21 protein-coding genes are annotated in these 24,151 nt (G+C 70.3%); 15 read left to right on the top strand and 6 right to left on the bottom strand.

Annotation, left to right across the window (positions count from 1 at the left end):
- The first annotated feature begins 103 nt into the window (after positions 1–103).
- The 5 genes from ABZT04_RS19555 to ABZT04_RS19575 all read left to right on the top strand — a co-directional run bounded on the left by ABZT04_RS19555 (position 104) and on the right by ABZT04_RS19575 (position 8,397).
- Positions 104–958 carry a serine hydrolase gene (locus ABZT04_RS19555; RefSeq protein ID WP_356057900.1) on the top strand — a complete coding sequence of 285 codons (855 nt, stop codon included), beginning with the start codon at positions 104–106 and terminating at the stop codon, positions 956–958.
- Between the two features lie 46 nt (positions 959–1,004).
- On the top strand, positions 1,005–2,039 hold the full coding sequence (locus ABZT04_RS19560) for an esterase-like activity of phytase family protein (RefSeq protein ID WP_356057902.1): 1,035 nt from the start codon (positions 1,005–1,007) through the stop codon (positions 2,037–2,039).
- A gap of 118 nt (positions 2,040–2,157) precedes the next feature.
- Positions 2,158–5,877 (top strand): ABC transporter ATP-binding protein, encoded by a 3,720-nt coding sequence (locus ABZT04_RS19565; protein WP_356057903.1) that lies wholly within the window; start codon positions 2,158–2,160, stop codon positions 5,875–5,877.
- Positions 5,878–6,525: 648 nt separating this feature from the next.
- On the top strand, positions 6,526–6,906 hold the full coding sequence (locus ABZT04_RS19570; RefSeq protein WP_356057904.1) for a hypothetical protein: 381 nt from the start codon (positions 6,526–6,528) through the stop codon (positions 6,904–6,906).
- A 75-nt stretch (positions 6,907–6,981) separates the two neighbouring features.
- Positions 6,982–8,397 carry a S28 family serine protease gene (locus tag ABZT04_RS19575; protein WP_356057905.1) on the top strand — a complete coding sequence of 472 codons (1,416 nt, stop codon included), beginning with the start codon at positions 6,982–6,984 and terminating at the stop codon, positions 8,395–8,397.
- A gap of 17 nt (positions 8,398–8,414) precedes the next feature.
- On the opposite strand, the gene ABZT04_RS19580 is transcribed toward ABZT04_RS19575, so the two are convergent.
- Positions 8,415–9,083 carry an alpha/beta fold hydrolase gene (locus ABZT04_RS19580; RefSeq protein WP_356057906.1) on the bottom strand — a complete coding sequence of 223 codons (669 nt, stop codon included), beginning with the start codon at positions 9,081–9,083 and terminating at the stop codon, positions 8,415–8,417.
- A 137-nt stretch (positions 9,084–9,220) separates the two neighbouring features.
- Between ABZT04_RS19580 and ABZT04_RS19585 the strand changes: the two genes are divergently transcribed.
- From ABZT04_RS19585 to ABZT04_RS19605, 5 genes are all read left to right on the top strand, one after another.
- Entirely contained in the window at positions 9,221–9,295 is a 75-nt protein-coding gene (locus tag ABZT04_RS19585; RefSeq protein WP_355873567.1) for a putative leader peptide, read from the top strand.
- 136 nt (positions 9,296–9,431) lie between these two features.
- Positions 9,432–10,523: an LLM class flavin-dependent oxidoreductase gene (locus tag ABZT04_RS19590; protein ID WP_356057907.1), complete on the top strand. Its 1,092-nt coding sequence runs from the start codon at positions 9,432–9,434 to the stop codon at positions 10,521–10,523.
- Between the two features lie 51 nt (positions 10,524–10,574).
- Positions 10,575–11,876, top strand: coding sequence for an extracellular solute-binding protein (locus ABZT04_RS19595; RefSeq protein ID WP_356057909.1), 1,302 nt, complete (start codon positions 10,575–10,577; stop codon positions 11,874–11,876).
- Positions 11,851–12,750, top strand: coding sequence for a sugar ABC transporter permease (locus ABZT04_RS19600; protein WP_356057910.1), 900 nt, complete (start codon positions 11,851–11,853; stop codon positions 12,748–12,750). The genes ABZT04_RS19595 and ABZT04_RS19600 overlap by 26 nt, the downstream gene beginning before the upstream one ends.
- The gene (locus ABZT04_RS19605; RefSeq protein WP_356057911.1) at positions 12,750–13,562 is read left to right on the top strand and encodes a carbohydrate ABC transporter permease; all 813 of its coding nucleotides are present in this window, start codon (positions 12,750–12,752) and stop codon (positions 13,560–13,562) included. The genes ABZT04_RS19600 and ABZT04_RS19605 overlap by 1 nt, the downstream gene beginning before the upstream one ends.
- Here ABZT04_RS19605 and ABZT04_RS19610 read toward each other — a convergent pair.
- From ABZT04_RS19610 to ABZT04_RS19620, 3 genes are all read right to left on the bottom strand, one after another.
- Positions 13,559–14,569 (bottom strand): LacI family DNA-binding transcriptional regulator, encoded by a 1,011-nt coding sequence (locus tag ABZT04_RS19610; protein ID WP_356057912.1) that lies wholly within the window; start codon positions 14,567–14,569, stop codon positions 13,559–13,561. The two genes, ABZT04_RS19605 and ABZT04_RS19610, sit on opposite strands and share 4 nt — an antisense overlap.
- 63 nt (positions 14,570–14,632) lie before the next feature.
- A complete protein-coding gene (locus ABZT04_RS19615; protein ID WP_356057914.1) occupies positions 14,633–15,262 on the bottom strand; it encodes a hypothetical protein in 630 nt (209 codons plus the stop codon).
- Between the two features lie 111 nt (positions 15,263–15,373).
- Positions 15,374–17,158, bottom strand: coding sequence for a glycoside hydrolase family 3 protein (locus tag ABZT04_RS19620; RefSeq protein ID WP_356057915.1), 1,785 nt, complete (start codon positions 17,156–17,158; stop codon positions 15,374–15,376).
- A 535-nt stretch (positions 17,159–17,693) separates the two neighbouring features.
- Here ABZT04_RS19620 and ABZT04_RS19625 point away from each other — a divergent pair.
- From ABZT04_RS19625 to aroA, 5 genes are all read left to right on the top strand, one after another.
- Positions 17,694–20,141 (top strand): nitrate- and nitrite sensing domain-containing protein, encoded by a 2,448-nt coding sequence (locus tag ABZT04_RS19625; protein WP_356057916.1) that lies wholly within the window; start codon positions 17,694–17,696, stop codon positions 20,139–20,141.
- Between the two features lie 2 nt (positions 20,142–20,143).
- On the top strand, positions 20,144–20,581 hold the full coding sequence (locus ABZT04_RS19630) for a roadblock/LC7 domain-containing protein (protein WP_355921061.1): 438 nt from the start codon (positions 20,144–20,146) through the stop codon (positions 20,579–20,581).
- A gap of 8 nt (positions 20,582–20,589) precedes the next feature.
- Entirely contained in the window at positions 20,590–20,973 is a 384-nt protein-coding gene (locus tag ABZT04_RS19635) for a DUF742 domain-containing protein (protein WP_355921058.1), read from the top strand.
- A 22-nt stretch (positions 20,974–20,995) separates the two neighbouring features.
- Positions 20,996–21,568 carry an ATP/GTP-binding protein gene (locus ABZT04_RS19640; RefSeq protein ID WP_356057917.1) on the top strand — a complete coding sequence of 191 codons (573 nt, stop codon included), beginning with the start codon at positions 20,996–20,998 and terminating at the stop codon, positions 21,566–21,568.
- A 276-nt stretch (positions 21,569–21,844) separates the two neighbouring features.
- Positions 21,845–23,137, top strand: a complete 1,293-nt coding sequence (gene aroA / locus ABZT04_RS19645) for a 3-phosphoshikimate 1-carboxyvinyltransferase (protein WP_356057918.1) — start codon at positions 21,845–21,847, stop codon at positions 23,135–23,137.
- Between the two features lie 25 nt (positions 23,138–23,162).
- On the opposite strand, the gene dmpI is transcribed toward aroA, so the two are convergent.
- The gene (gene dmpI / locus ABZT04_RS19650) at positions 23,163–23,345 is read right to left on the bottom strand and encodes a 4-oxalocrotonate tautomerase DmpI (RefSeq protein WP_356057920.1); all 183 of its coding nucleotides are present in this window, start codon (positions 23,343–23,345) and stop codon (positions 23,163–23,165) included.
- A gap of 169 nt (positions 23,346–23,514) precedes the next feature.
- Positions 23,515–24,111 carry a LuxR C-terminal-related transcriptional regulator gene (locus ABZT04_RS19655; protein WP_356057921.1) on the bottom strand — a complete coding sequence of 199 codons (597 nt, stop codon included), beginning with the start codon at positions 24,109–24,111 and terminating at the stop codon, positions 23,515–23,517.
- Between the last annotated feature and the right edge of the window lie 40 nt (positions 24,112–24,151).

A 24,151-nucleotide genomic window follows, 5' to 3' on the forward strand; every position in this document is an offset into this window, starting at 1 on the left:
ACCTTGTGCTCGGCTGTGAATTCGCAAAGGCCCGGGTAACGCGTCGTGCAACCGTTCCCCAACCCGTACAACCTTTCGTGCCTTCCTGTGAGTCAACTCCTGCATGACTCACAGGACTCACAGGACATCCCGCCGAGCCAGAGTGCTGGCGGTCGGCACGGGCGCCGCGGTGCTCATACCCGTGCTGGCCGCCGCGACGCCGGCTGCCGCGGCCACCCCGACGGTCAGTTGTACGTCCGCCAAGGCCGGCCTCGCCGCGAAGCTGAAGAAGGACATCACCGCCGCCCTCGCGACCCGCAAGGGAACCGTCGCGGTCGGCCTCTACGACCGCACCACCAAGACCACCTGCACCCTGCGGGCGACCAGTGCCTACGACTCGGCCAGCACCGTCAAGGTGACCGTCCTCGCCACGCTGCTGTGGGACGCGAAGAAGCACAACCGCTATCTGACCAGCCGCGAGACCAGCCTCGCCACGGCCATGATCACCAAGTCGGACAACACCGCGACCTCCACCCTGTGGAGGCAGTTGGGCCTCACGAAGATCAAGGGCTTCCTGACCGCGGCCGGCATGACCCAGACCAAGCCGGGCGCGAACAACTACTGGGGCCTGACCCAGGAGACGGTGACCGACGAGCAGAAGCTGCTCAAGCTGGTCACCGCCAAGAACTCGGTGCTGAGCGACAACTCCCGTGCCTACATCCTGAAGTTGATGAACAAGGTCATCGCCGGCCAGCGCTGGGGCACCCCGTACGGCGCCCCGTCGACCGTCACCGTGCACGTCAAGAACGGCTGGCTGCAACGGTCCACGCACGGCTGGCGCGTCCACAGCCTGGGCACCTTCAACGGCGGCGGCCACGACTACATGATGAGCGTGCTCACCCAGGACAACAGCACGATGAGCTACGGCATCACGACGATCCAGGGCGTCGCAAAGGCGATTCACAAAGATCTCGCTTAACTGGCAGGTCTCCCGCCCGTCACCCACCCGTCCTACGGTGACCGGCATGCGCCTGAGAACCGTAATCGCGACCGCGACCGCCGGCCTGGCGGCGGCCACCTGCCTGACCGCCGCCGGGCCCGCGAACGCCACCAGCAACTCCCGTACCACCAACGCCTGTTCGTCCTCCGTCTCGATCGACCGCTTCTCCGACGCGCTCGACAAGACGACGTTCGACGGCACCTTCGTCGGCAACTTCTCCGCCCTCGCGCTGGACAAGGACGGCTCGCTCGCCGCCCTGGAGGACCGCTCCTCGCTGTTCGACCTGGACGCGAAGACCCTCCAGCCGAAGAGCGTCGTCGCGCTCGCGGACGAGAACGGCGCCGCCCTCGACTCCGAGGGCCTGGTCATCGACCACGACGGCACCCGGCTGATCACCTCCGAGACCGAGCCGTCCATCCGCCGCTACTCCACCGACGGCAAGATCCTCGACCGCCTCCCGGTCCCGTCCTCGCTGCTGGTCGCGCCCGCGGGCCGGGCCGTCTCCAACCAGACCTTCGAGGGCCTGACCCTGCTGCCCGGCGGCCACACCCTGCTCGCGTCGATGGAGTACCCGATCGCGGGCGACACCTCGGGCGCCGTCCGCTTCCAGACCTGGACCCGGACCAAGGGCGACCACTTCAGGCTCGCCGCGCAGTACGCCTACAAGACAGACGCCGCCTTCCTCGGCGTCCCCGAGGTGCAGGCCCTCCCCGACGGCCGCCTCCTCGTCCTGGAGCGCGGCTTCACCAGCGGCGTCGGCAACACCGTCCGCCTCTACCTGGCCGACCCGCGCCACGCGACGGACACCAGCGGGATCGACACCCTCACCGGTCAGCCCGGCGTCCGGCTCGTCAAGAAGACCCTGCTCGCGGACATCGCCGACTGTCCGTCCCTCGGCGCGACCGCGAAGCAGCCGCAGCCGAACCCGCTCCTCGACAACATCGAGGGCATGGTGATCACGGGCCGCGAGAAGGGCCGGTTCAAGGTGCTGCTGGTCAGCGACGACAACCAGGGCGCGACGCAGACGACCCGTTTCTACTACTTGCGGGTCCGCGTCTGACGGACCGCTGCCCTTCCGTTGTTGCGGAGGGATGAAATCCGCTTCATCGCGCGTTGGTGTCTTCCGGAGGACCGGCTGATCAGGGACTCCATGATCAGGGCGAACGGAAGGCACCCGCGTGGCAGTGAAACAGGGGGAGATACAGGGCTGGGCCCGAAGGCTCGCCGGGTACGCCTGGCGGTACCCGAAGGACGTCGTCCTCGCCCTCGGCGCCTCCCTCGCCGGTATGGCGGTGATGGCACTGGTCCCGCTGGTCACCAAGGTGATCATCGACGACGTGATCGGCGGCCACACCCGCTCCATGGCCCCCTGGGCGGGCGCCCTGATCGCCGCCGCACTCGTCGTCTACGTCTCCACCTACATCCGCCGCTACTACGGCGGCCGGCTCGCCCTCGACGTCCAGCACGACCTGCGCACCGAGATGTACGGCACGATCACCCGGCTCGACGGCCGCCGCCAGGACGAGCTGTCCACCGGCCAGGTCGTCGGCCGCGCGACCAGCGACCTCCAGCTCATCCAGGGCCTGCTGTTCATGCTCCCGATGACCATCGGGAACGTCCTGCTCTTCCTGATCTCCCTCGCGATCATGGCCTGGCTGTCCCTGCCGCTGACCCTGATCGCCCTGGCCGTCGCCCCGGCCCTCGGCATCATCGCCAAGCGCAGCCGCAGCAAGCTGCACCCCTCCACCTGGTACGCGCAGGCCCAGGCCGCCGCCGTCGCGGGAGTCGTCGACGGCGCCGTCAGCGGCGTACGCGTGGTGAAGGGCTTCGGCCAGGAGGACCAGGAGACCGGAAAGCTCCGCGAGGTCGGCCGTCGGCTGTACGCGGGCCGGCTGCGCACCATCCGGCAGAACGCCCGCTACGCCCCCGCACTCCAGGCCGTCCCCGCCCTCGGCCAGGTCGCCATGCTCGCCCTCGGCGGCTGGCTCGCGGTGCGTGGCCACATCACGCTCGGCACGTTCGTCGCCTTCTCCACCTACCTCGCCCAGCTCGTCGGCCCGGTCCGCATGCTCGCCGTGGTCCTCACGGTCGGCCAGCAGGCCCGCGCGGGCACCGAACGCGTCCTGGAACTGATCGACACAGAGCCCTCGATGACGGACGGCACAAAGGAACTCCCCGCCGACGCCCCGGCCACGGTCGAGTTCGACGACGTCTCCTTCGGCTACGACGACGACCGCCCGGTCCTGAACGGCCTCAGCTTCGAGATCCGCCCTGGCGAGACCCTCGCGGTCGTCGGCTCCTCGGGCTCGGGAAAGTCCACGGTCTCGCTCCTGCTGCCCCGCTTCTACGACGTCACCCACGGCGCCGTCCTCGTCGGCGGCCACGACGTCCGCGAGCTGACCCTCGACTCCCTGCGCGCCGCGATCGGCCTGGTCCCCGAGGACTCCTTCCTCTTCTCCGACACGGTCCGCAACAACATCGCCTACGGCCGCCCCGACGCCACCGACGACGAGATCCTGACCGCCGCCCGCGCCGCCCAGGCGGACCGGTTCATCCAGGAACTCCCCGACGGCTACGACACCACGGTCGGCGAACACGGCCTCACCCTCTCCGGCGGCCAGCGCCAGCGCGTCGCCCTCGCCCGCGCGATCCTCACCGACCCCCGCCTGCTGGTCCTGGACGACGCGACCTCGGCGGTGGACGCCCGCGTCGAGCACGAGATCCACGAGGCCCTGAAACAGGTCATGCAGGGCCGCACCACCCTCCTGATCGCACACCGCCGCTCCACCCTCAACCTCGCCGACCGCATCGCCGTCCTGGAGGGCGGACGGCTGGCCGACATCGGCACGCACGATGAGTTGCAGGAGCGCTCCCCCCTCTACCGCCGCCTGCTCACGGACCCCGACGAACTCGGCGGCGTCTCGCCCGGGCACGCGCTGCCCGCCGTACCGGCGGAGGACACCTCCGTACGCGAGGAGCTGGACGCGGAGTTCGACGCCGAGCGCGGGGTCACGCCCCACCTCTGGACCGGTGACCGCGAGCCCAAGGACACCGCGCTGTCCGGGATGCCCGCCACCCCCGAACTCCTCGCCCAGGTCGACGCGTTGCCCCCGGCGACCGACGTCCCCGACATCGACGAGGCGCGGGCGGTCCGCGCCGAGGACTCCTACGGTCTGCGCCCGCTGCTGCGCGGTTTCGGCGCCCCGCTGCTGATCAGCCTCGGCCTCGTCGCCGTGGACGCGGGCATGAGCCTGCTTCTGCCGATCATGATCCGGCACGGCATCGACCAGGGCGTGACGAAGATGGCGCTGGGCGCGGTCTGGTCGGCGTCGGTGCTGGCGCTGCTCGGCGTGATCGTGCAGTGGGCGGCGCAGCGGGGCGAGACGAGGATGACCGGACGCACGGGTGAGCGCGTCCTCTACACCCTCCGCCTGAAGATCTTCGCCCAGCTCCAGCGGCTCGGACTCGACTACTACGAGCGGGAGTTGACCGGCCGGATCATGACGAGGATGACGACGGACGTCGACGCCCTCTCGACCTTCCTCCAGACGGGCCTGGTCACGGCCTTCGTCTCGGTCGTCACGTTCTTCGGCATCATGGTCGCCCTGCTGGTGATCGACGTACAACTGGCGCTGGTCGTGTTCGCGACCCTCCCCCCGCTCGTGATCGCCACCTTCTTCTTCCGCAGGGCGAGCGTGAAGGCGTACGAACTCGCCCGTGAGCGTGTGTCGTTGGTCAACGCGGACCTCCAGGAGTCGGTGTCGGGGCTGCGGATCGTGCAGGCGTTCCGACGCGAGAAGGATGGCGGCCGACGGTTCGCGGAACGCAGCAGCAGCTACCGCGCGGCGCGTATCAGGGGCCAGTGGCTGATCTCGATCTACTTTCCCTTCGTGCAGTTGCTGTCGTCGGTGGCGGCGGCGTCCGTCCTGATCGCGGGCGCCGGAAGGGTGGACGCCGCGACGCTGACGACAGGCGCCCTGGTGGCCTACCTCCTCTACATCGACCTGTTCTTCGCCCCGGTCCAGCAGCTCTCCCAGGTCTTCGACGGCTACCAGCAGGCGACGGTCTCCCTGGGCCGCATCCAGGAGCTGCTCCAGGAACCGACGTCGACAAGGGCGGCCGAGGAACCGTTGGAAGTCCTCTCCCTCCGGGGCGACATAGCCTTCGAGGACGTGCACTTCGCATACGGTGACGACGAAGAGGCCATCGGGGGAGTCGAGTTGACGATCCCGGCGGGCCAGACGGTCGCCTTCGTCGGCGAGACGGGCGCGGGCAAGTCGACCCTGGTCAAACTGGTGGCCCGCTTCTACGACCCGACCGGCGGCCGTGTGACGGTGGACGGCACGGACCTCCGCTCCCTGGACATCACGTCGTACCGCCACCACCTCGGGGTCGTCCCCCAGGAGGCGTACCTCTTCCAGGGCACCGTCCGCGACGCCATCGCCTACGGCCGCCCCGACGCCACGGACGCCGAGGTGGAGGCGGCGGCCCGCGCGGTGGGCGCCCACGAGATGATCGCGACCCTGGACGGCGGCTACCTCCACGAGGTCGCCGAACGCGGCCGCAACCTCTCGGCCGGCCAACGCCAACTGATCGCCCTGGCCCGAGCGGAACTGGTGGACCCCGACATCCTCCTCCTGGACGAGGCGACAGCAGCCCTGGACCTAGCCACAGAAGCCCAGGTCAACCAGGCCACCGACCGCCTAGCCGGCCGCCGCACCACCCTCGTGGTAGCCCACCGCCTGACCACAGCGGCCCGCGCGGACCGGGTGGTCGTCATGGACCACGGCAGGGTCGTGGAGGACGGCACCCACGAGGAGCTGCTCGGTCTGGACGGCTACTACGCCGACCTGTGGCGCACGTTCATCGGCGAGGACGAGCCGGCGACAGCGGCCTGATCGGCAGGGCCCGGGGCCGCTGTCTCACGGTCTCCATATGCCGCTACCGCGGCGCGGCCGGGAGGCCCGCCAGGGCACTGCCCGCGCCCCACGGGTCCCACACCGAGCTGTGGGGACCTTCGTCGGGGAGGACACGGCGGTGACCGCGGCCTGTTCGGCGTGGTTTTCGTCGGGGAGGGCGGAACCGCGACCGCCGTCTGACCGGCAGGGCCCGGGGCTGCCGCTGCTTCACGGTGCCGATATGCCGCTGTCGCGGCGTGGCCGGGAGATCCGTCAGGGCGTTGCTCGCGCCCCAACACGCCCACGCCAAGCTGTGGGGACCTTGATCGGGGGAGGAAGCGGCGGCGACAGTGGCCTGATCGGCGTGGTTTTCGTCGGGGAGGGCGGAACCGCGACCGCCGTCTGACCGGCAGGGCCCGGGGCTGCCGCTGCTTCACGGTGCCGATATGCCGCTGTCGCGGCGTGGCCGGGAGGCCCGTCAGGGCGTTGCTCGTGCCCCAACACGCCCACGCCGAGCTGTGGGGACCTTCCTCGGGGGAGGACACAGCCGCCACCGTGGCCTGATCGGCGCGCAACCGTAGGACATACGTCTTGCGTCCGTACATCAGTACGCTGTCCGGCTGCTGTGCGGGAGGGACGACTGTGGACATGGGTGCGCTACGACGGCGGGTGGCGCTCGGTATGGCTGTGCTCGCCACGTCCGGGGTGATCGCGCTCGCGGCCCCCGGTACCGCTCAGGCGGCCTCGGTCTGTCCGGGGCGCAGGGTCGCGACGCTTCCCTTCGACACCGGCACCGTCCATGTCTTCCGGCGGAACGGCTACGTCTGCGCCTACACCGTCCCGGAGAAGGCCGGCGGGAAGCGTGTGATGTCGGTCAGTGTGCAGGCCCGCGGTAATCGGCCGGTCGTCGACAGGGGGCGGTACATCCGCCGGGCCGGCCCGGTCACCGTGCACGCCGGTCACCGGTGCGTGCGGGTCGAGGGCGCGGTCGGCGGCGGCTCGGTCAGGTCGGGCTGGATCCTCTGCTGAACAACAACCTCCTCTGGTGTGACGGAAGTTGCTCCGATAGCTTCCGCTTCACAACTGCCTCACAGGGGAGATTGCATGCGCAAGGCGCTCAGATGGCTGCTCGCGCTCACCGTGCTCATAGGCACGCTGAGCACGGCCGGGGTGGCCACCGCCGCCCAGGCCGGCCAGGCCACGGACATCAAGGATCAACTGCTGGCGATACCCGGCATGAGCCTGGTCCAGGAGAAGCCGTACACCGGCTACCGCTACTTCGTCCTGAACTACACCCAGCCGATCGACCACCGGCACCCGTCCAAGGGCACGTTCCAGCAGCGCATCACCGTGCTGCACAAGGACGTCTCACGCCCGACGGTCTTCTACACCAGCGGCTACAACGTCTCCACGACCCCCAGCCGCAGCGAACCCACCCGCATCGCGGACGCCAACCAAGTCTCCCTGGAATACCGCTACTTCACCCCGTCCCGCCCCGCCCCGGCGGACTGGTCCAAGCTCGACATCTGGCAGGCGGCCAGCGACCAGCACCGCGTCTTCAAGGCCCTCAAGTCGGTCTACACCAAGAACTGGATCGCCACCGGCGGCTCCAAGGGCGGTATGACGGCCACCTACTTCGAGCGGTTCTACCCCCGTGACATGGACGGCGTCGTCGCCTACGTCGCCCCCAACGACGTGGTGAACAACGAGGATTCGGCCTACGACCGCTTCTTCACCAAGGTCGGCACCAAGGAGTGCCGCGACCGCCTGGACGCCGTACAGCGCGAGGCGCTGGTGCGCAGGGAGTCCCTGGAGCAGAAGTACGCGCAGTACGCCGCCGACAACGGCTACACCTTCACCACCGTCGGCAGCCTCGACAAGGCCTACGAAGCCGTCGTCCTCGACTACGTCTGGGGCTTCTGGCAGTACAGCCTGCTCTCCGACTGCGACACCATCCCGGCGAACGCGGCGACCGCCACCGACGACGAGATCTGGACCTCGGTCGACACGATCTCCGGCTTCTCCTTCTACACCGACCAGGGCCTGGACCCGTACACCCCGTACTACTACCAGGCGGGCACCCAACTCGGCGCGCCCACCATCCAGTTCCCGTACATCGAGAAGAAGTACCTCCGCTACGGCTACCAGCCACCCCGGAACTTCGTCCCCCGCTCCATCCCCATGAAGTTCCGGCCGGGCGCGATGCGGGACGTGGACAGTTGGGTCCGCCACCACGCCGACCACATGCTCTTCGTCTACGGCCAGAACGACCCGTGGGGCGCGGAACGCTTCGCGGTAGGCAAGGGTGCACGCGACTCGTACGTCTTCACCGCGCCCGGCATGAACCACGGCGCGAACGTCGCGGGCCTGACCGCCGACCAGAGCGCGCTGGCCACCGCCCGCATCCTCGCCTGGGCCGGCCTCCCGGCCGCGACCGTCGCACAGGCGAAGCCGCTCGCGAGGTACGACGCGAGACTCGACGTCGGTGACGAGGCGCGCGAGCACACCTTGCGTCCGTAACGCCCTGAAGGAGATGGTCAGTTCAGCACCGCCCGCACCTGCTCGTACACCTCGTGGTCGTCGTTCATGTCACTGTGCGTCCGGCACCCGGAGGTGGCGTTCACCGCCCCCTCCAGGACCGTGCTGTCGTCGGGGTTGATGTACTCGTCGCACGTGGACCGGAACGTGAAGTAACCGATGTCGCCCGGCGTCTCTTCCCCCGCGTTCAGCGCGGTGAGGAAGTCGCCGCCGGGCACCATCTCGGCGCACGAGGGGTACAGCCAGGCGCACAACAGGGCGGTGCTGCTGCCGTGGTTGGGCCCGGCGAGGGACACGAAGTCGTCGACGTAGCGGGTGCCGCCGAGGTTCTTCAGGTAGTAGCGGCCGTTGAGTGAGCCCATCGAGTGGGTGACGAGGTCGACCTTGTCGGCGCCCGTCGCGGCCCGCACGGACTGGACGTAGGCGCCGAGTTCGGCGGCCGTCGTCGCGTTGGACTGTGCGCTGTCGTAGCCGAAGGTGAACAGGCGGTCGGCCGAGTAGCCGTCGGCCTCGAAGTCGGCGATCCACTCGTCCCAGACGGAGGTGGGCGCCGAGTAGCCGTGCACGAAGACGATGGGGTCCGGTAGCGGGGCGGCCTGGGCAGGGTTGGCGGGGAGCAGCAGGGCGAGTGTCAGGGCGAGCAGGAGCGCCCCGTGTCTGATCTTCACGACACGGTGTTCTACGCGCCGGTAACCGGCCGCCGGAAGCCCTGCCACACGCTCGCCACGAGGTCGCAACAATCCCGCTGTCCACGCAACGAGACTCCCGTCTCGTTCTTCACCTGCGATGTGTATAGTCCCGCCCCATGGATTCCGGTGTCGAGCTTGTGAAGCGCGCGCACGTCGACCTGCTCAGGGTCGCCACCGCGCTGTGTAGCTGACCCCACGCGCCCCCGCGCGTCTTTTCCGGCGCCTTTTCGCCTTCCCCGCCACGTTCCGACCTGCTGTCCTCGGCATGGTTCAACGTTGCATCCGCTTTCTCCCGGACCCCCGCTCCACCTCCCGTTGGAGACCTCCATGACCGTGCGCCTGCACTGGTTCCTGCCCACCACCGGCGACGACCGCGATGTGGTCGGCGTGACCGCCCGCGACTCCCTCCAGTCCCGCTCCACCACCCGCCCGCCCACGCTCGACTACCTCGGTCAGGTCGCCCGCGCCGCCGAGTCGGCCGGTTTCGAGGCCGTGCTCACCCCGACCGGCAGCGACTGCGAGGACTCCTGGCTCACCACGGCCGCCCTCATCCCGCAGACCAGCCGGCTGAAGTTCCTGGTCGCCTTCCGCCCCGGCGTCATCGCACCCCCGCTGGCCGCCCAGATGGCGGCCACCTACCAACGCCTGTCCGGCGGACGCCTGTTGCTCAATATCGTCACCGGCTCGGACGCCGACGAGCAGCGCGCCTACGGCGACTTCCTGTCCCACGACGAGCGCTACGCACGCACCGCCGAGTTCCTGGGGCTGCTCCGCACCGCCTGGTCGGGGGAGTCCTACGACTTCGAGGGCGCCCACTACCGGGTCGCGGGCGGACGTCTGCGCAGGCCCCCGATTCAGGCACCCCCGGTCTTCTTCGGCGGCTCCTCCGAGGCCGCCCTCCCGGTCGCGGCCCGGTATGCGGACACGTATCTCACCTGGGGCGAGCCCCCGGCCGCCGTGGCGAAGAAGATCGCCCGGGTGCGGGAACTGGCCGCCTCAGAGGGACGCGAACTGTCCTACGGCATCCGGCTGCACGTCATCAGCCGCGACACCGCCGAGGAGGCGTGGGCCGAGGCCGACCGAATCCTGGACTCGCTCGATCCGGCCGCGATCCAGGCCGCGCACGAGCGGTTCGCGCGGTCGGACTCGGCGGGACAGCGGGCGATGGCGGCGCTGAGCGGTGGGCGGACGGACCGGCTGGAGATCCACCCCAATCTGTGGGCCGGGTTCGGTCTCGTCCGGCCCGGCGCCGGTACCGCGCTGGTCGGCAGCCATGAGCAAGTGGCCGAGCGGATCGAGGAGTTCGCCTCGCTCGGCATCGAACACTTCATCCTCTCCGGCCAGCCGCACCTGGAGGAGGCGATCCGGTTCGGGGAGTGCGTCCGGCCGCTGCTCGACCGCCAACTCGCCGCCGTCTGAGCCCCTTTCACGATCACGTTCGCGTTCACGTTCACGGAAGAGAGACCAGCCATGACCCGTCCCCTCGACAGAAGAGCCGCCCTCCGTCTCTTCGCCGCCTCCGGACTCGGCCTCGGACTCGCCGCCTGCGCGGGACCCGGCGGCGGCTCCTCCGGAACCGACAGCGGTTCTTCACCCTCCGCCCTCGCCACCTCCGGCACCGTCAAGGGCACCGTCTCCTTCGCCCACTGGCGGGCCGAGGACAAGGCGGTGATCGCCGGACTGATCAAGGCGTTTGTGAAGAAGTACCCGGACGCGGGCGTCGACCAGGACATATCCCCGTCCGCCGACTACCAGTCCACCGCGCTGCGCCGCATCCAGGGCTCGAAGACCGGCGACCTGTTCACCGCCTTCCGGGGCGCGCAGTTCGAGCAGATCGTGAAGGCGGGTGTGTACGCGCCGCTGACCGGCGCGGACGTCGTCGGCAAGTACCAGGCGAGCCTGATAACTCCCGGCGCCACCAAGGGAGTTCAGTACGGCCTGCCCTACCAGCTCGTCTTCAACATGCCGCTCGCCAACACGGACGCCCTCGACAAGGCGGGCCACACCAGCGCCCCCACCGACTGGGACGGGTTCCTGAAACTCCTCGACGACCTCAAGTCGAAGGGCTACACCCCGATCGCGTGGCCGGGCGGCGACACCGCCAACGCGGGCCAACTGCTCAACACGATGGTCATGAACAACGCGCCCAGCGACGACATGTTCACGAAGATCGAGTCGGGCGAGTACAAGGTGACCGACGACTGGTTCCTCAAGACACTTGAGCAGTACGGGCAGTTGACCCCCTACTTCCAGGCCCGCGCCACCGGCTCCACCACCGACGCGGTCACCCAGCTCTTCGCCGAGGGCAAGGCGGGCCTGCTGGCGGTCGGCTCCTTCCAGATGGCGGGTGTGCGCGCGCTCGGCGCGAAGTTCCCCTTCGACCTGATCGCGCCGATCACCACCACCGCCGCGAAGGCCAAGTACCAGGGCGTCTTCAACACCACCTTCATCCTCGGCGTGAACAGCGCCTCCAAGGTCCAGCCCGCCGCCTACGCCTTTCTGGAGTTCCTCAGCGACCCGGCGAACGCGGGCACGTACGCCAACGGCACCGGCCAGCACGTCACCGTCCAGGGCGTCGACTACACCAACAAGGACCTCAAGGCCGTAGCCCCCTGGCTGACGAAGAAGACCCTGCTCGCCCCGCGCTTCCAGTTCCTCAACCTGGACATCCGTACGGCAGTTGAGAACGCGGCCGTCGCCGTCGTAGGAGGCAAGAAGCCGGCGCAGGCGGCCGAGGAGGCCCAGCGTGTCATCGACCAGAAGCGGTCGTAGCCGGCGGGGGAGGCGCACGGCGCGGGCACTGTGGCTCTTCCCGGTGCCCGCGCTCGCCCTCTACCTGTTCTTCTTCGCCTACCCGACGATCCAGGCCGTCCAGTACGCCCTGACCGACTGGGACGGCTACAGCGCCACCTACCACAGCGTCGGCCTGCACAACTTCACCCAACTCGCCACCGCCGACGACACGTTCAGGAACGCGGCCGAGAACAACCTGAAGCTCACGGTCACGGTCGTCCTCGCCCAGACGCTCCTGGCCCTGTTGCTCGCCCTCTACCTGGTCCGCACCACCCGAGCCTCCACACTCCTGAGGGCCGTCTTCTTCCTCCCCACGGTCCTGTCCTCGGTCTCGGTCGCGTTCGTGTGGCGATTCGTCTACGACCCGGACGGCGGCCTGCTCAACTCCGCACTCAGAACAGTGGGGTTGGGCGGCTGGCAGTCCATCTACCTCGGCAATCCGGGTTCGGCCGTGTTCTGGCTGGCGCTCACCCAGGTGTGGTTCCACGCGGGCCAGATGATGGTCGTCTTCATCGCCGGACTCCAGGCGATACCAAGGGAGTTGTACGAGGCGGCCGAACTGGACGGCGCCGGCCCCTGGACCCGCTTCCGCTATGTCACCTGGCCGCTCGTGGCCCCGGCGACCGGGATCGTCGTCGCCTACACCACCGTCCAGTCCTTCAAGGCGTTCGACCTGGTCCTGGGCCTCGGCGGCAACCCGCCGTCCCCCGCCCTCGACATCCTCTCCACCCGGGTCTACACGACCTTCTCCAACAACCAGTTCGGCTACGCGGCCGCCCAGTCCCTGGTGTTCATGGCGCTCATCGCGCTCCTCACCTGGGTGCAGCGGCGGGCGATACGGAGGGTGACCTGATGCCGAAGACCCTACGGCCGATCGTCCTCACACTCGGCGCAGCCGTCGTCGTACTCCCGCTCCTGGTCGTCCTGTTCGGCACCTTCAAGACCCTGCCGCAGCTCTTCGACTCGCCCCTCTCGCCCCCGAGTTCACTCGGGCTGGACAACTACCGGCGGGCGGTGAACGAGGGCGGCCTCGGCGCCGCGTTCGTCAACAGCGCCGTCGTCACGGCGGGCGCGGTGCTGCTCACCCTGGTGGTCGCGAGCCTCGCCGCGTTCTTCTGCGCGCGGGTGCCGGGCCGGGTGAGCTGGATCGTGTTCGGCGTTTTGGTCGCGGGCCTCGCGGTGCCCGCCCAGGCGGCGATCGTCCCGCAGTACGTCCTCTTCGACCGCCTCGGTCTCACCGACAGCCTGCTCGGCCTGGTCATCGTGGACACGACGATGACCCTCCCGACGGCCGTGTTCATCCTCGGCGGCTTCCTCCGCTCGATCCCCGAAGAGCTGTACGAGGCAGCCGAGTTGGACGGCGCGGGCCCCCTGCGGGCGTTCCACTCGATCGCGATGCCCCTGACCCGCCCGGCGCTGGCGACGACCGCCATCTTCCTCTTCGTCATGGACTGGAACGACCTGCTCTACCCGCTCCTGTTCATCCGCTCCGACGACCACCGCACGCTCCCCCTGGCCCTGTTGAACTTCCAGGGCGAGTTCCTGACCCAGTACCCCCTGCTGTTCGCGGGAGTTGTCATAGCCTCGGCGCCGGTGGTGATCGTCTACGTCCTGCTGCAGAAGCAGTTCGTCTCGGGACTGACGGCGGGAGCGGTGCGCGGCTAGGAACTCTCCCGTACGACAAGACGATGGCCCGCCACCAGCACCGTCGCCTCCTCGTCCTCCACCCCGTCTATCCGCTCCAGCAACGCCTTCACCGCCAGCCGGGCCAACTCGCCCTTGTCCGGCACGACCGTCGTCAGCGGCGGAGCCGTGTACCGAGCCGCCTCCACATCGTCGAAACCGACCACCGCGACATCCCCCGGCACACTCAACCCCCGCTCGCGCACGGAGTGCAGCGCCCCCTCCGCCATCGCGTCCGCGAAACAGAACACCGCGTCCGGCGGTTCGGCCAGATCGAGCAGGGTCCGCATCGCGGTGGCTCCGTCGGCGCGGTGGTACGCGTCGACCGCCGGTGCGAGCGTCTCGTCGTAGGGCACCCCCGCCTCGGCGAGCGCCTCCCGGTACCCGGCGAGCCGCGTCGCGGAGGTCGCCGCGTACGGCACGGTCTGCCGACCGATGACCGCGATCCGGCGCCGCCCCCGGGCCAGCAGATGGGCCGTCGCCTCGCGCGCCGCCCCCGTGTTGTCGATGGTGACGTGCGGGCAGGGCAGGTCGTGCAGCCGCTCCCCGAGCAGCACCAGCGGCACCTCCGCCCGCGCGGCGGCCCGGTCGTCCAGGGTGAGCGGGCTCAGGATCACGCCGTCCACGAGGGGGTCGGTGCGGCCCAGGGCGATCTCCAGCTCGGCCTCCGGATGGCCGCCGGTCGCCTCGACGAGGAGCGTGCAGCCGTGTGCCGCCGCCTCGCGGAGCAGATGCCCGGCCAGTTCCGCGAAGTACGGCATGGACAACTCGGGCACGGCGAGCAGCAGGACCCCGCTGCGGCCGGTACGCAGCCTGCGCGCGGCGGTGTTGGGGCGGTAGCCCAGCTCCTCGACCGCGTGCAGCACCCGGCCCCGGGTGTCCTCGGAGAAGCGCCCGGTGCCCCGGACCACGTTGGACACGGTCCGCATGGACACCCCGGCGCGCTCCGCCACGTCCCTGAGCCCGATCCGTCCGATCCGCGCACGCATCGGGCCACCCTATGGCGGCGCGGCCGGTTTCCGGCGGCCCGGGCGGAGCCCGACATGCGGCGTTCACAGAGGCCGGGCGCAGCCCACCGGCCGTATGCCGCCGAGTTGGACGTAGAGGTCGGTCGAGGCGGGGCAACTCGCCCGCCGGAGCACCGCCTTGACCACTTTGTACTGCGGTTTCCTCGCCCCCGAGCCGTCGCACGCCGTCTCCCGGACCTGGCCGCTGCCGGAGCCGTAGACGCAGTCGCCGACGATCGTGCGGGGCCCGCCCCCGCCGCCCGGGTCGCCGGGGTGCGGCGGTTCCAGGTTGCGCATACAGGCGTAGCCCCTCGGTACGGCGCTGTCGCCGTTCGGGCCCGAGGAACCCTGGGCACTGATGTGCAGGACGAAGTCGGTGGTCGCCGGGCACGGGGGACCCTTGCCCACCTCGCCGTCGTAGCGGGCGACGACCCGGGCCGCGGCCCGCTCACTGGTGCAGGGCACCTCGGTGAAACTGGTCGTGCCGAAGGAACTGCACTCGTCGAGGGCGAGGAACACCGCGCCGTACCCGGAGGGTTGGGTGGTCGCCGACGCGGCGGACGCCTTCCCGCCGAGCCGGCCGTCGCCCGCGTCGGAGCCGCTCGCGGACGAGCACCCGGCCACCAGGGCGGCGAGCAGCGCGCACCCCACCCCCACGCTCCGTCTCCCACGCATCGATCCCCCCGACTGCCCCCGCCCAGCGTGACCCCCCGCGGCGGGCGCCCGCCAGATGTGCGGGGGGCTTTGGGTCAGTTGGCGGGGGCGCGGCGGGGGCGGAACGTACCCCTAGTACGACAGTCCGTGCCCGATCGGATACAGCACCTGCGCCGGATCGTCCGCGCGCTGGACCGCCACCGGAAGCTTCCCGCGCGGCCCGACCCGGCCCGCGATCACCCGTGCCGCCGCCCGCAGTTCGACGTCGGTCCAGGAGTAGGACGCCAAGTAGGCGGGAACCGAGGGGAGTTGAGCCACATCGTAGGGGTTGCGGACCGCGATGGCCACGACCGGCTTCCCGGTGGTGAGGAGTTGCTCGACCAGCGTCTTCTGCGAGCTGCCCGCCGTGACGTTGTAGGTCGCCACCACCACCGCGTCCACCTCCCGCGCCGCGGCCACGGCCGCCGTGATCGTCGCGGCGGAGGGGTCCGTGCCGGTGGACCGGGCGGTCGCCGTGAAGCCCAACTCGCCCAGGGCGGCGGCGAGTACACCGGTGGGCGGTCCCGTCGTACCGGTCGGCGAGGCCGGGTCGGCGCCGACCACCAGGACCTTCTCGTGCGTACGACGGGACAGCGGCAGCAGGCCCGCGCTGTTGACCAGCAGGGTGGTCGTCCGCTCGGCGATGCGGTCGGCGGCGGCGAGGTGCGCCGGGGTGCCGACGGTGCGGTCCACGCCCGCCTCGGTGGCGTACGGATCCTTGAACAGCCCCAGCCGTGCCTTCAGCCGCAGCACCCGCAGGATCGACTCGTCGAGCCGTGCCTCGGTCAACTCCCCGTCCTGTACGGCCTTGAGGACGGCGTTCCAGGCGATGTCCAGGGAGGGCGGGTTGAGGAGCTGGTCGACCCCGGCCTTCAGGGCGAGCACCGGCACCCGGTCGTCGCCGTACTTCTGCCGCACCCCCTCCATGCCCAGCGAGTCGGTGATCACGACTCCGTCGTAGCCGAGTTCGCCGCGCAGGATGCCGGTGAGGATCGGGTGGGAGAGGGTGGCCGGGTCGCCGGAGTCGTCGAGGGCCGGGACCATGATGTGCGCGGTCATGATCGAGTCGATGCCCGAGCCGATGGCCGCACGGAAGGGGACGGCGTCCAGCTTCCCCCACACCTCGCGGCTGTGCGTGATGACGGGGAACCCGAAGTGGCTGTCCACGGCGGTGTCGCCGTGCCCCGGGAAGTGCTTGGCGGTCGCCGCCACCCGGCTGCCCTGATACCCCTTCACCTCGGCGGCGACCAGGCCGGCCACCGCGTCCGGGTCGGCGCCGAAGGACCGTACGCCGATGACCGGGTTGGCCGGGTTGACGTTCACGTCGGCGTCGGGGGAGTAGTCCTGGTTGACGCCCATCGCGCGCAGCTCGGCGCCGGAGATCCGGCCGAGGGCGCGGGCGTCGGTCAGGGAGCCGCCGGCGCCGATCGCCATCGCGCCCGGGAAGAGGGTGGCGGGCGCGCCGACGCGGCAGACGATGCCGTGCTCCTGGTCGGTGGCGATGAGCACGGGCAGCCCGCGCGGCCGGCCCAGCGAGGCCTTCTGGATGCCGTTGGACAGCGCGGCGATCTGGTGCGGGTCGCGGGTGTTGTGCGCCCAGGTGAAGTAGATGATGCCGCCGACCCGGTACTTGGCGATCAGCTCGGCGGCCGTGCGGACGCCGATTTCGCTCAGGTTGGCGTCGATGTCGGCCTGGTCGGGGGCGGTGGCGGAGTGGCCGTAGACCCGCATCACGAAGAGCTGGCCGACCTTCTCCGGCAGGGACATGCGGGAGATCAGCGCGCGGAGGGTCTGGTCGTCGGCGTGGGCGGTGACGCCGACCGCGAGGGACGCGGTGACGCCCACGGTCGCGGCGAGAACGGTACGTCTGGAGGGCATGTGCGCTCCTTACGGATGCCGGAGGGGGACCGCACCGTACCTCGTAGGGGGGCCGCCATCGGCGCAGTTGGAGGGGGGCGCGCCGATGACGGCCTGCCGCCGGCCGCGGTACGGAGGAGAGGGTTGGTCAGCGATCGCAGCCAGCAGCGAGGGCCGACGCCGTACCGCGGAGACTCGTCCGGCAGCATGCTGGTTGGACGGACCGCGGGCGGGCTGGGTTCCCGAGTCGCCGGTCAATTCGGGAAGTTGGTGAGGGTGGGGTGGAGGGTGCGGAAGTGCTGTGACCTCGGGTTGTCGTGACGATCGCTCTCGTGTTCGCTAAATCGTTTGTGTTCTTTGATATTCCTATCGTCTGACGGGCGGTAGCATCTCGCGAGATCGAACGGGCTGTATCGCACCCGTCACTCCGAGCGCGCTGGGGACATCCGTGGCAGTGCATGCACGAGCGCCGAAAAGACCAGGTCGTACCGAGAGGGGAGGCGGTAGGCAACTCTCCCTGCGCACGGTCCTGTTGGTCCTGGCCCTGGTGCCGTGCGTGACCCTCGCCGCCCTGTGGGCGACGACCTCCCTGCAACTGTTCACCGACTGGCGCCAGCAGAAGGCGCGCAGCGACTCCTCCCACCAGGCCTCGGTCCTGGTCGCGGTCGCGTTCTACGGCCTCCAGGAGGAGCGGCGGCTCAGCGCCTCCGACCTGGCCGACCCCGGGACCTACCGCACGCAGTTGAAGAAGCAGCGCGACTTCACCGACGCGGCGATGAAGAAGATCGAGGACCTCGATGCCGGCGGGTTCAGCGCCCCGTCCGACATCAAGCACGGGGTCACCCAGGTCATCGCCGAGCAGCAGAAACTGACGGCCTATCGGGAGGCTGTCGACCACAAGACCGCCTCCCAGCAGGAGACCTACGACGCGTACACCGGACTGGTCGCCACCGACCTCCAGTTGTTCACCTCCATGAGCAAACTGGGCATGGACGACATCGACTACCGGATCCGGCCGGCCAACGACTCGCTCTGGGGCATGGAGATGATCTCGCGTGAGAGCGCGATCGTCACCCGCGCGGGCGCGACCGGGAAGCTGACCGCCGACGAACGCGGCCAGTTGTCCGAACTCGTGGGCGCCCAGGCGTTCATCTACGACAACAAGGTCGTCCCCGCGATGTCCGCCGACCTGGCGGCCCGCTACCGCAAGCTGCTGGCCGGCAGCGCGTGGCAGCAGAAGACCGCGGTCGAGCAGAGCGTCCTGCACGGCTCCTCCTCCGGCACCACCACGTTCTCCCCCGCGCTCGCCAAGAAGTGGGGCACCGCCCTCGGGCAGGTCGCGGCTCCGCTCCAGCAGGTCAACGCGGACTTCTGGACCGGTCTGATCGTCTCCATCGACGCCGAACTGGGCTCGCTGGAGACGAGGTTGCTCCTCACCAGCCTGCTCGGCGCGGGCGCGGTGATCCTGGTCATCGTGGTCAGCACGCTGCTCACGAGGACCCTGCGGCGGCGGATCTTCGCGCTGCGGCAGGCGGCCCTCGACCTCCAGACCCGGATGCCGGACGTGGTGGAGCGGATGCGGCGCGGCGAGCCGGTCGACCCGGACGCCGAACTGCCCCCGATCCAGCACGCGCAGGACGAGCTGGGACAACTCGGTGAGGCCCTCAACCTCGCCCGGCACAGCGCGCTGGACACCACGATGACCCAGGTGAGCCAGTTCCGCGGCTTCGAGAAACTGCTCCAACGCATCGCCCGCCGCACGCAGTTGCTGATCGGCCTCCAGATGAAGAAGCTCAGCGAACTGGAGCGCCGGCACGAGGACCCGGAGGTCCTGGAGGGCCTGTTCGACCTCGACCACCTGACCGCCCGGCTGCGGCGGTACGAGGAGAACCTGGTGATCCTGGGCGGCGGCCAGCCCCAACGACGGTGGCGCAAGCCCGTGTTGATGGTGGACGTGCTGCGTTCGGCGCAGAGCGAGGTGCAGGACTACCGGCGGGTCCAGATCGAGGTGGACGGCCGGGTCTGGCTGTCGGAGCGCGCGGTCGGCCTGGTCGTGCACGTGCTGGCCGAGCTGATGGAGAACGCGGTGTCGTTCTCCAAGCCGCCGACCCCGGTGGAGGTGTACGCGTCCCGTGTCGGGCGCGGTCTCGCGGTCGAGATCGAGGACCGCGGGATGGGCATGACGACCGAGGAGTACGACGAGGCGAACCGGCTGATGGCCGAGCCGCCCCGGATGGACGTCATGTCGCGGGCCGAGGACATCCGGCTGGGCCTGTACGTGGTGGCGCGGCTGGCCCACGGCCTGGGAATCCAGGTGGAGTTGCGGCCCTCGTCGTTCGGCGGCACCCGGGTGGTCGTCCTCATTCCCGAGGAACTCGTCACCGACGAGGACGCCCGCCGACCCCAGGCGGTGCCCGATCCCGTCTTCGACGAGCTGCTCGACCAGGTGCCCGAGCCGGTCGGCGCGGGCGCGTGGCCCCCGCTGCCGGACCACATGCCGGCGTCCGCGCCCGGCCCGGCTCCCGTACCGGGCCCGCGGACCGATGTGTTCGCCTCCGCCGCGGACCCGGGCTTCGACGCCCCGTCCCGCCCCGGTCCCTCCAGGCCCGGTGTCCAGCACGGCGGTCGTACCCGGACCGCGACGGTCCCTCGCCGCACCGGCCCGCCGGAGTCCGGCGGTCTGCCGTCCACGATGCCGCTGCCCAAGCGGGTGCGCATGGCCAGCCTCGTCGACGAGCTGCGGGATCCGGACACGGACGTCCGCCCGTCCCCTCCGGCCGAGGACCGGTCACCCGCCCGGAAGACCGGGCCGGGGCGTTCGGGCGCGACGATCGGCGCCTTCCAGCGCCAGTCCCGGATGGCCCGGCAGGGAACCCGCGCCACCCACCCGGCCACCACGAGCGGTGGCCCCATCAACCGCGCCGGCACGGCGGACGACAGTGCCGGAGAGCAGGACCACCCCGAGGTCCTGCCGTACCGCAGACGGATCCCGACGGAAGACTGACCATGACAGAGCGAACGACCGCCACGCATCAGGATCTCGACTGGTTGCTGGACGGCCTGGTCGAACAGGTGCCCGGCACCCAGCACGCGATCGTGCTGTCGGACGACGGGCTGGTGGTGAGCCAGTCCCGTTCCATCGCCCGCCGGGACGCCGAGCGCCTGGCCGCCGTGGCCACCGGCCAGCAGAGTCTGGCCCGGGGTGCGGGCAAGCTGTTCGGGGGTGGCCCGGTGCAGCAGGTGATCGTCGAGATGGCCGAGCTGTGGCTGTTCATCACGGCCGCGGGCGAGGGCACCCACCTGGCGGTGGTGGCCTCCCAGGAGGTGGACGCCGAGGTGATGGCGGTGGCCATGCACACCCTCATGCAGCAGGTGGGCCGGCGGCTGGGCACCGAGGTACGCGGTATCGCGACGGCGTCCGTCGAGGGCGGTGTACGTGAGTGAGCCACTGGATGGACGACCTGGAGGCAGGCGCGGGCGACCCGGAGGAACTCTCCGTCCGGCCCTACACGATCACGCAGGGCCGGACGGCTCCCGCGCGGGACGACCTCACCCTGGTCACCATGGTGACCACCGTGGAGTCGGCGGCGGGCCGTTCCTCCCAGCGTGGGCTGCAGCCCGAGCACCGCTCGATCCTGCGGCAGTGCCGCACCTCGGTGGCGGTGGCGGAGGTGGCCGCCGAGCTGAACCTGCCGGTGTCGGTCACGAAGATCCTCATCGACGACCTCGTGGCGCTCGGCCAGGTGACGGCGAGGCCGCCGCTCGCCGTGGCGGTCGGAAGCGACACGGACATGACTCTTCTGCGGGCGGTGAGAGATGGTCTACGCAGACTCTGAACCGATCGACGGCGTGCGCCCGATGACGGCGACCCCGGCGACCCCGGCGCCCACGGCGGCCAAGATCCTGGTGGCCGGCGGCTTCGGCGTGGGCAAGACGACCCTGGTCGGCGCGGTCAGCGAGGTGGCGCCGCTGCGCACCGAGGAGTACCTGACGGTCGCCAGCGAGGGCGTCGACGACGTCGGCGGGGTGGAGGACAAGACGACCACCACGGTCGCGATGGACTTCGGCCGCATCACGGTCAACCCCCACCTGGTCGTCTACCTCTTCGGGACACCGGGGCAGGAACGCTTCTGGTTCATGTGGAACGACCTGGTGCGCGGCGCCCTCGGCGCGGTCGTGCTGGCCGACACCCGGCGCCTGGAGAACAGCTTCGCCTCCATCGACTTCTTCGAGAGCCGGGGCATCCCCTTCGTCATCGGCGTCAACTGCTTCTACGGCCGGATGGACCGGGACGAGCGGGAGATCCGGGACGCGCTGACCCTCGACGCCGAAGTCCCGCTGGTGATGGGCGACATGAGGGAGAAGTCGGTCGGCCGCGACCTGCTGCTCGCCCTCGTCGAACATCTCATCGCGACCAGGACGAAGGCGTAGGTCCTGTCGTCAAATTCTCGTCGTCGCCCGGAGGGCGGCCCGGCGGCGTCAGGTGCGTGCTCTCGGCGTGCCGGGCCCTGACCCTCGTACTGGACGTACTTGGGTCTGGGCCCGGTGCGGCGAGAGTGCGTGCATGGCGTCGCCGGGCAGACGGGAATTTGACGACAGGGCCTAGGCGGGATCGGGGGCGGTTCCGGGTGACGCGCGGGCGACGGGCAGCGGTCCATCCCGTGGACGCGGCGGCACCCGGCCCCGCGCTCGCCCGATCATGAGGCCATGCCCGCAGTCGACATCCCCGGTTCCAAGTCCGTCACCGCCCGCGCGCTCTTCCTCGCGGCCGCCGCCGATGGAGTCACCACTCTCCGGCGCCCGCTCCGCTCGGACGACACCGAGGGCTTCGCCGAGGGCCTGACCCGGCTCGGCTACCGGGTGGGCCGGACCCCGGACGCCTGGCAGATCGACGGCCGCCCGCAGGGCCCGGCGGTCACCGAGGCGGACGTGTACTGCCGGGACGGCGCGACGACGGCCCGCTTCCTGCCGACCCTGGCGGCGGCGGGGCGGGGAACGTACCGCTTCGACGCCTCCCCGCAGATGCGCCGCAGGCCGCTGCTCCCCCTGACCCGCGCCCTGCGCGACCTCGGTGTGGACCTGCGCCACGAGGAGGCGGAGGGCCACCACCCGCTGACCGTAAGGGCGTCGGGCGTGGAGGGCGGCGAAGTGGTCCTGGACGCGGGCCAGTCCTCCCAGTACCTGACCGCGCTCCTCCTGCTCGGCCCCCTGACCCGCAAGGGCCTCCGCATCCGGGTCACGGACCTGGTGTCCGCCCCCTATGTCGAGATCACCATCGCGATGATGCGGGCGTTCGGCGTGGAGGTCCGCAGAGAGGGCACGGTCTACGTGGTCCCGCCGGGCGGCTACAGGGCGACGACCTACGACATCGAGCCGGACGCGTCCACGGCGAGCTACTTCTTCGCCGCGGCGGCGGTGACACCGGGAGCCGAGGTGACGGTACGGGGGCTCGGCACGGGCGCGCTCCAGGGCGACCTGGCCTTCGTCGACGTACTGCGGCGGATGGGCGCGGAGGTGTCGGTCGACGCGACCGGCACCCGCGTCCGCGGCACCGGCGAGCTGCGCGGCCTCACGACCACCATGCGGGACATCTCGGACACCATGCCGACCCTGGCCGCGATCGCCCCCTTCGCCTCCGGCCCGGTCCGGATCGAGGACGTGGGCAACACCAGGGTGAAGGAGTGCGACCGCCTGGAGGCCTGCGCGGAGAACCTCCGGCGACTGGGCGTCGAGGTGGCGACGGGCCCCGACTGGATCGAGATCAGGCCGGGCGCGCACCCTGTCACGCCTACGGAGATCACGTCCTACGGCGACCACCGCATGGTCATGTCCTTCGCGGTGACCGGGCTCCGCGTGCCGGGTATTTCGTTCGACGACCCGGGGTGCGTACGGAAGACTTTCCCGGGCTTCCACGAGGCGTTCGGGGAGCTGAGGGGACAGTTGCCCGGGTGGCCCACGACCAGCCGGCCTTACCCACCCTCAAGACGGAAACGGGCATGAGCCCTCGAACCACGCTCTCGTTCGTTCACTTGTCGAAGGTGAGCCGGCCGGCCTTTCCCCAGCTGTCCGCGGGAACTTCGTGGATCCAGACCTGTACCGACTCGGGCGGCAGCCCATAAGCCTCGACCATGGCCTCGGTGACACGTCGGACGAGTTCGCGCTTGCGCTCGACGGGCTGCGGACCCTGCTGGATCGTGATGATGGGCATGGGATGCCTCTTTCCTGGACGGTGAGTGAGTGGTGAGGGAGAGGGATGATGGTCCGGGGGAGCGGCCGTGGGGCAGCGTTTGGCCCTCTGAGGTACTCCGATGTTCCGCCTTGCGGTGTCTCGCCCTCGGTGTTTCGCCTTAGGCGCTGTGCCGTGGGCGCTCGCTGGGTCAGACGGGCAGAGCGTTGCGTGCGCACTGGTCGTACAGGCCGTCCCGGACTGCCAGTGTGGCGACCGCGGTGCGGTTCGGGCAGTCGAGCTTGGCGAGGATGTTGCCGACCAGACGCTTGGCGCCATGATCGGAGATGCCGAGGCGTCGTCCGATCTGTTTGTTGCTCAGCCCGTCGACCAGGAGGACGAGGGTCTGCTGCTCCCGCCGGGTCAGCCGGGTGGCCGCTCGGGCCTCTGGTGCCGCCCGCCAGGCGGTGAGCAGGTCATGCGCCAGCCAGGCGGGGACCGGCGGTTTGCCCGCCGCCATCCGGGAGAGCGCCTCGCGCAGTCCGTCCGGGGTCAGTTCGTCGGGACCCAAGTAGCCGATGCCCGGCAGTTCCGGGAGTCGCCGCAGCGAGGCCACGTCGTCCTTGGTGATGAGCATCAGCGCGTCGAGCCGCGCCAGGTCTGCGAACTCCCGTGGGAAGGACGGCGATCCGACCAGATCGGCGAGCGCGACGAGGGCGATCCGGCCGGGGTCCGACGCCGCCTGAGCGACCGCCGTCACGGGGTCGTCGGACACCCGGACGACGCCGACGGCTTCGCTCTGCCCCAACTCTTCGAGGAGCAGGGCAATTTCAAGCCGTCTTCGGTCG

Origin of the sequence: Streptomyces sp. NPDC005492 (genome assembly GCF_040605995.1) — a bacterium.
Lineage (GTDB): Bacteria > Actinomycetota > Actinomycetes > Streptomycetales > Streptomycetaceae > Streptomyces.

Bases quoted from the DNA above. Each gene is read 5' to 3' on its own strand.
- ABZT04_RS19555 (WP_356057900.1), top strand. From the start codon at position 104: ATGACTCACAGGACTCACAGGACATCCCGCCGAGCCAGAGTGCTGGCG.
- ABZT04_RS19560 (WP_356057902.1), top strand. From the start codon at position 1,005: ATGCGCCTGAGAACCGTAATCGCGACCGCGACCGCCGGCCTGGCGGCG.
- ABZT04_RS19570 (WP_356057904.1), top strand. From the start codon at position 6,526: ATGGGTGCGCTACGACGGCGGGTGGCGCTCGGTATGGCTGTGCTCGCC.
- ABZT04_RS19575 (WP_356057905.1), top strand. From the start codon at position 6,982: ATGCGCAAGGCGCTCAGATGGCTGCTCGCGCTCACCGTGCTCATAGGC.
- ABZT04_RS19590 (WP_356057907.1), top strand. From the start codon at position 9,432: ATGACCGTGCGCCTGCACTGGTTCCTGCCCACCACCGGCGACGACCGC.
- ABZT04_RS19595 (WP_356057909.1), top strand. From the start codon at position 10,575: ATGACCCGTCCCCTCGACAGAAGAGCCGCCCTCCGTCTCTTCGCCGCC.
- ABZT04_RS19605 (WP_356057911.1), top strand. From the start codon at position 12,750: ATGCCGAAGACCCTACGGCCGATCGTCCTCACACTCGGCGCAGCCGTC.
- ABZT04_RS19610 (WP_356057912.1), bottom strand. From the start codon at position 14,569: ATGCGTGCGCGGATCGGACGGATCGGGCTCAGGGACGTGGCGGAGCGC.
- ABZT04_RS19615 (WP_356057914.1), bottom strand. From the start codon at position 15,262: ATGCGTGGGAGACGGAGCGTGGGGGTGGGGTGCGCGCTGCTCGCCGCC.
- ABZT04_RS19620 (WP_356057915.1), bottom strand. From the start codon at position 17,158: ATGCCCTCCAGACGTACCGTTCTCGCCGCGACCGTGGGCGTCACCGCG.
- ABZT04_RS19630 (WP_355921061.1), top strand. From the start codon at position 20,144: ATGACAGAGCGAACGACCGCCACGCATCAGGATCTCGACTGGTTGCTG.
- ABZT04_RS19635 (WP_355921058.1), top strand. From the start codon at position 20,590: ATGGACGACCTGGAGGCAGGCGCGGGCGACCCGGAGGAACTCTCCGTC.
- ABZT04_RS19640 (WP_356057917.1), top strand. From the start codon at position 20,996: ATGACGGCGACCCCGGCGACCCCGGCGCCCACGGCGGCCAAGATCCTG.
- aroA (WP_356057918.1), top strand. From the start codon at position 21,845: ATGCCCGCAGTCGACATCCCCGGTTCCAAGTCCGTCACCGCCCGCGCG.
- dmpI (WP_356057920.1), bottom strand. From the start codon at position 23,345: ATGCCCATCATCACGATCCAGCAGGGTCCGCAGCCCGTCGAGCGCAAG.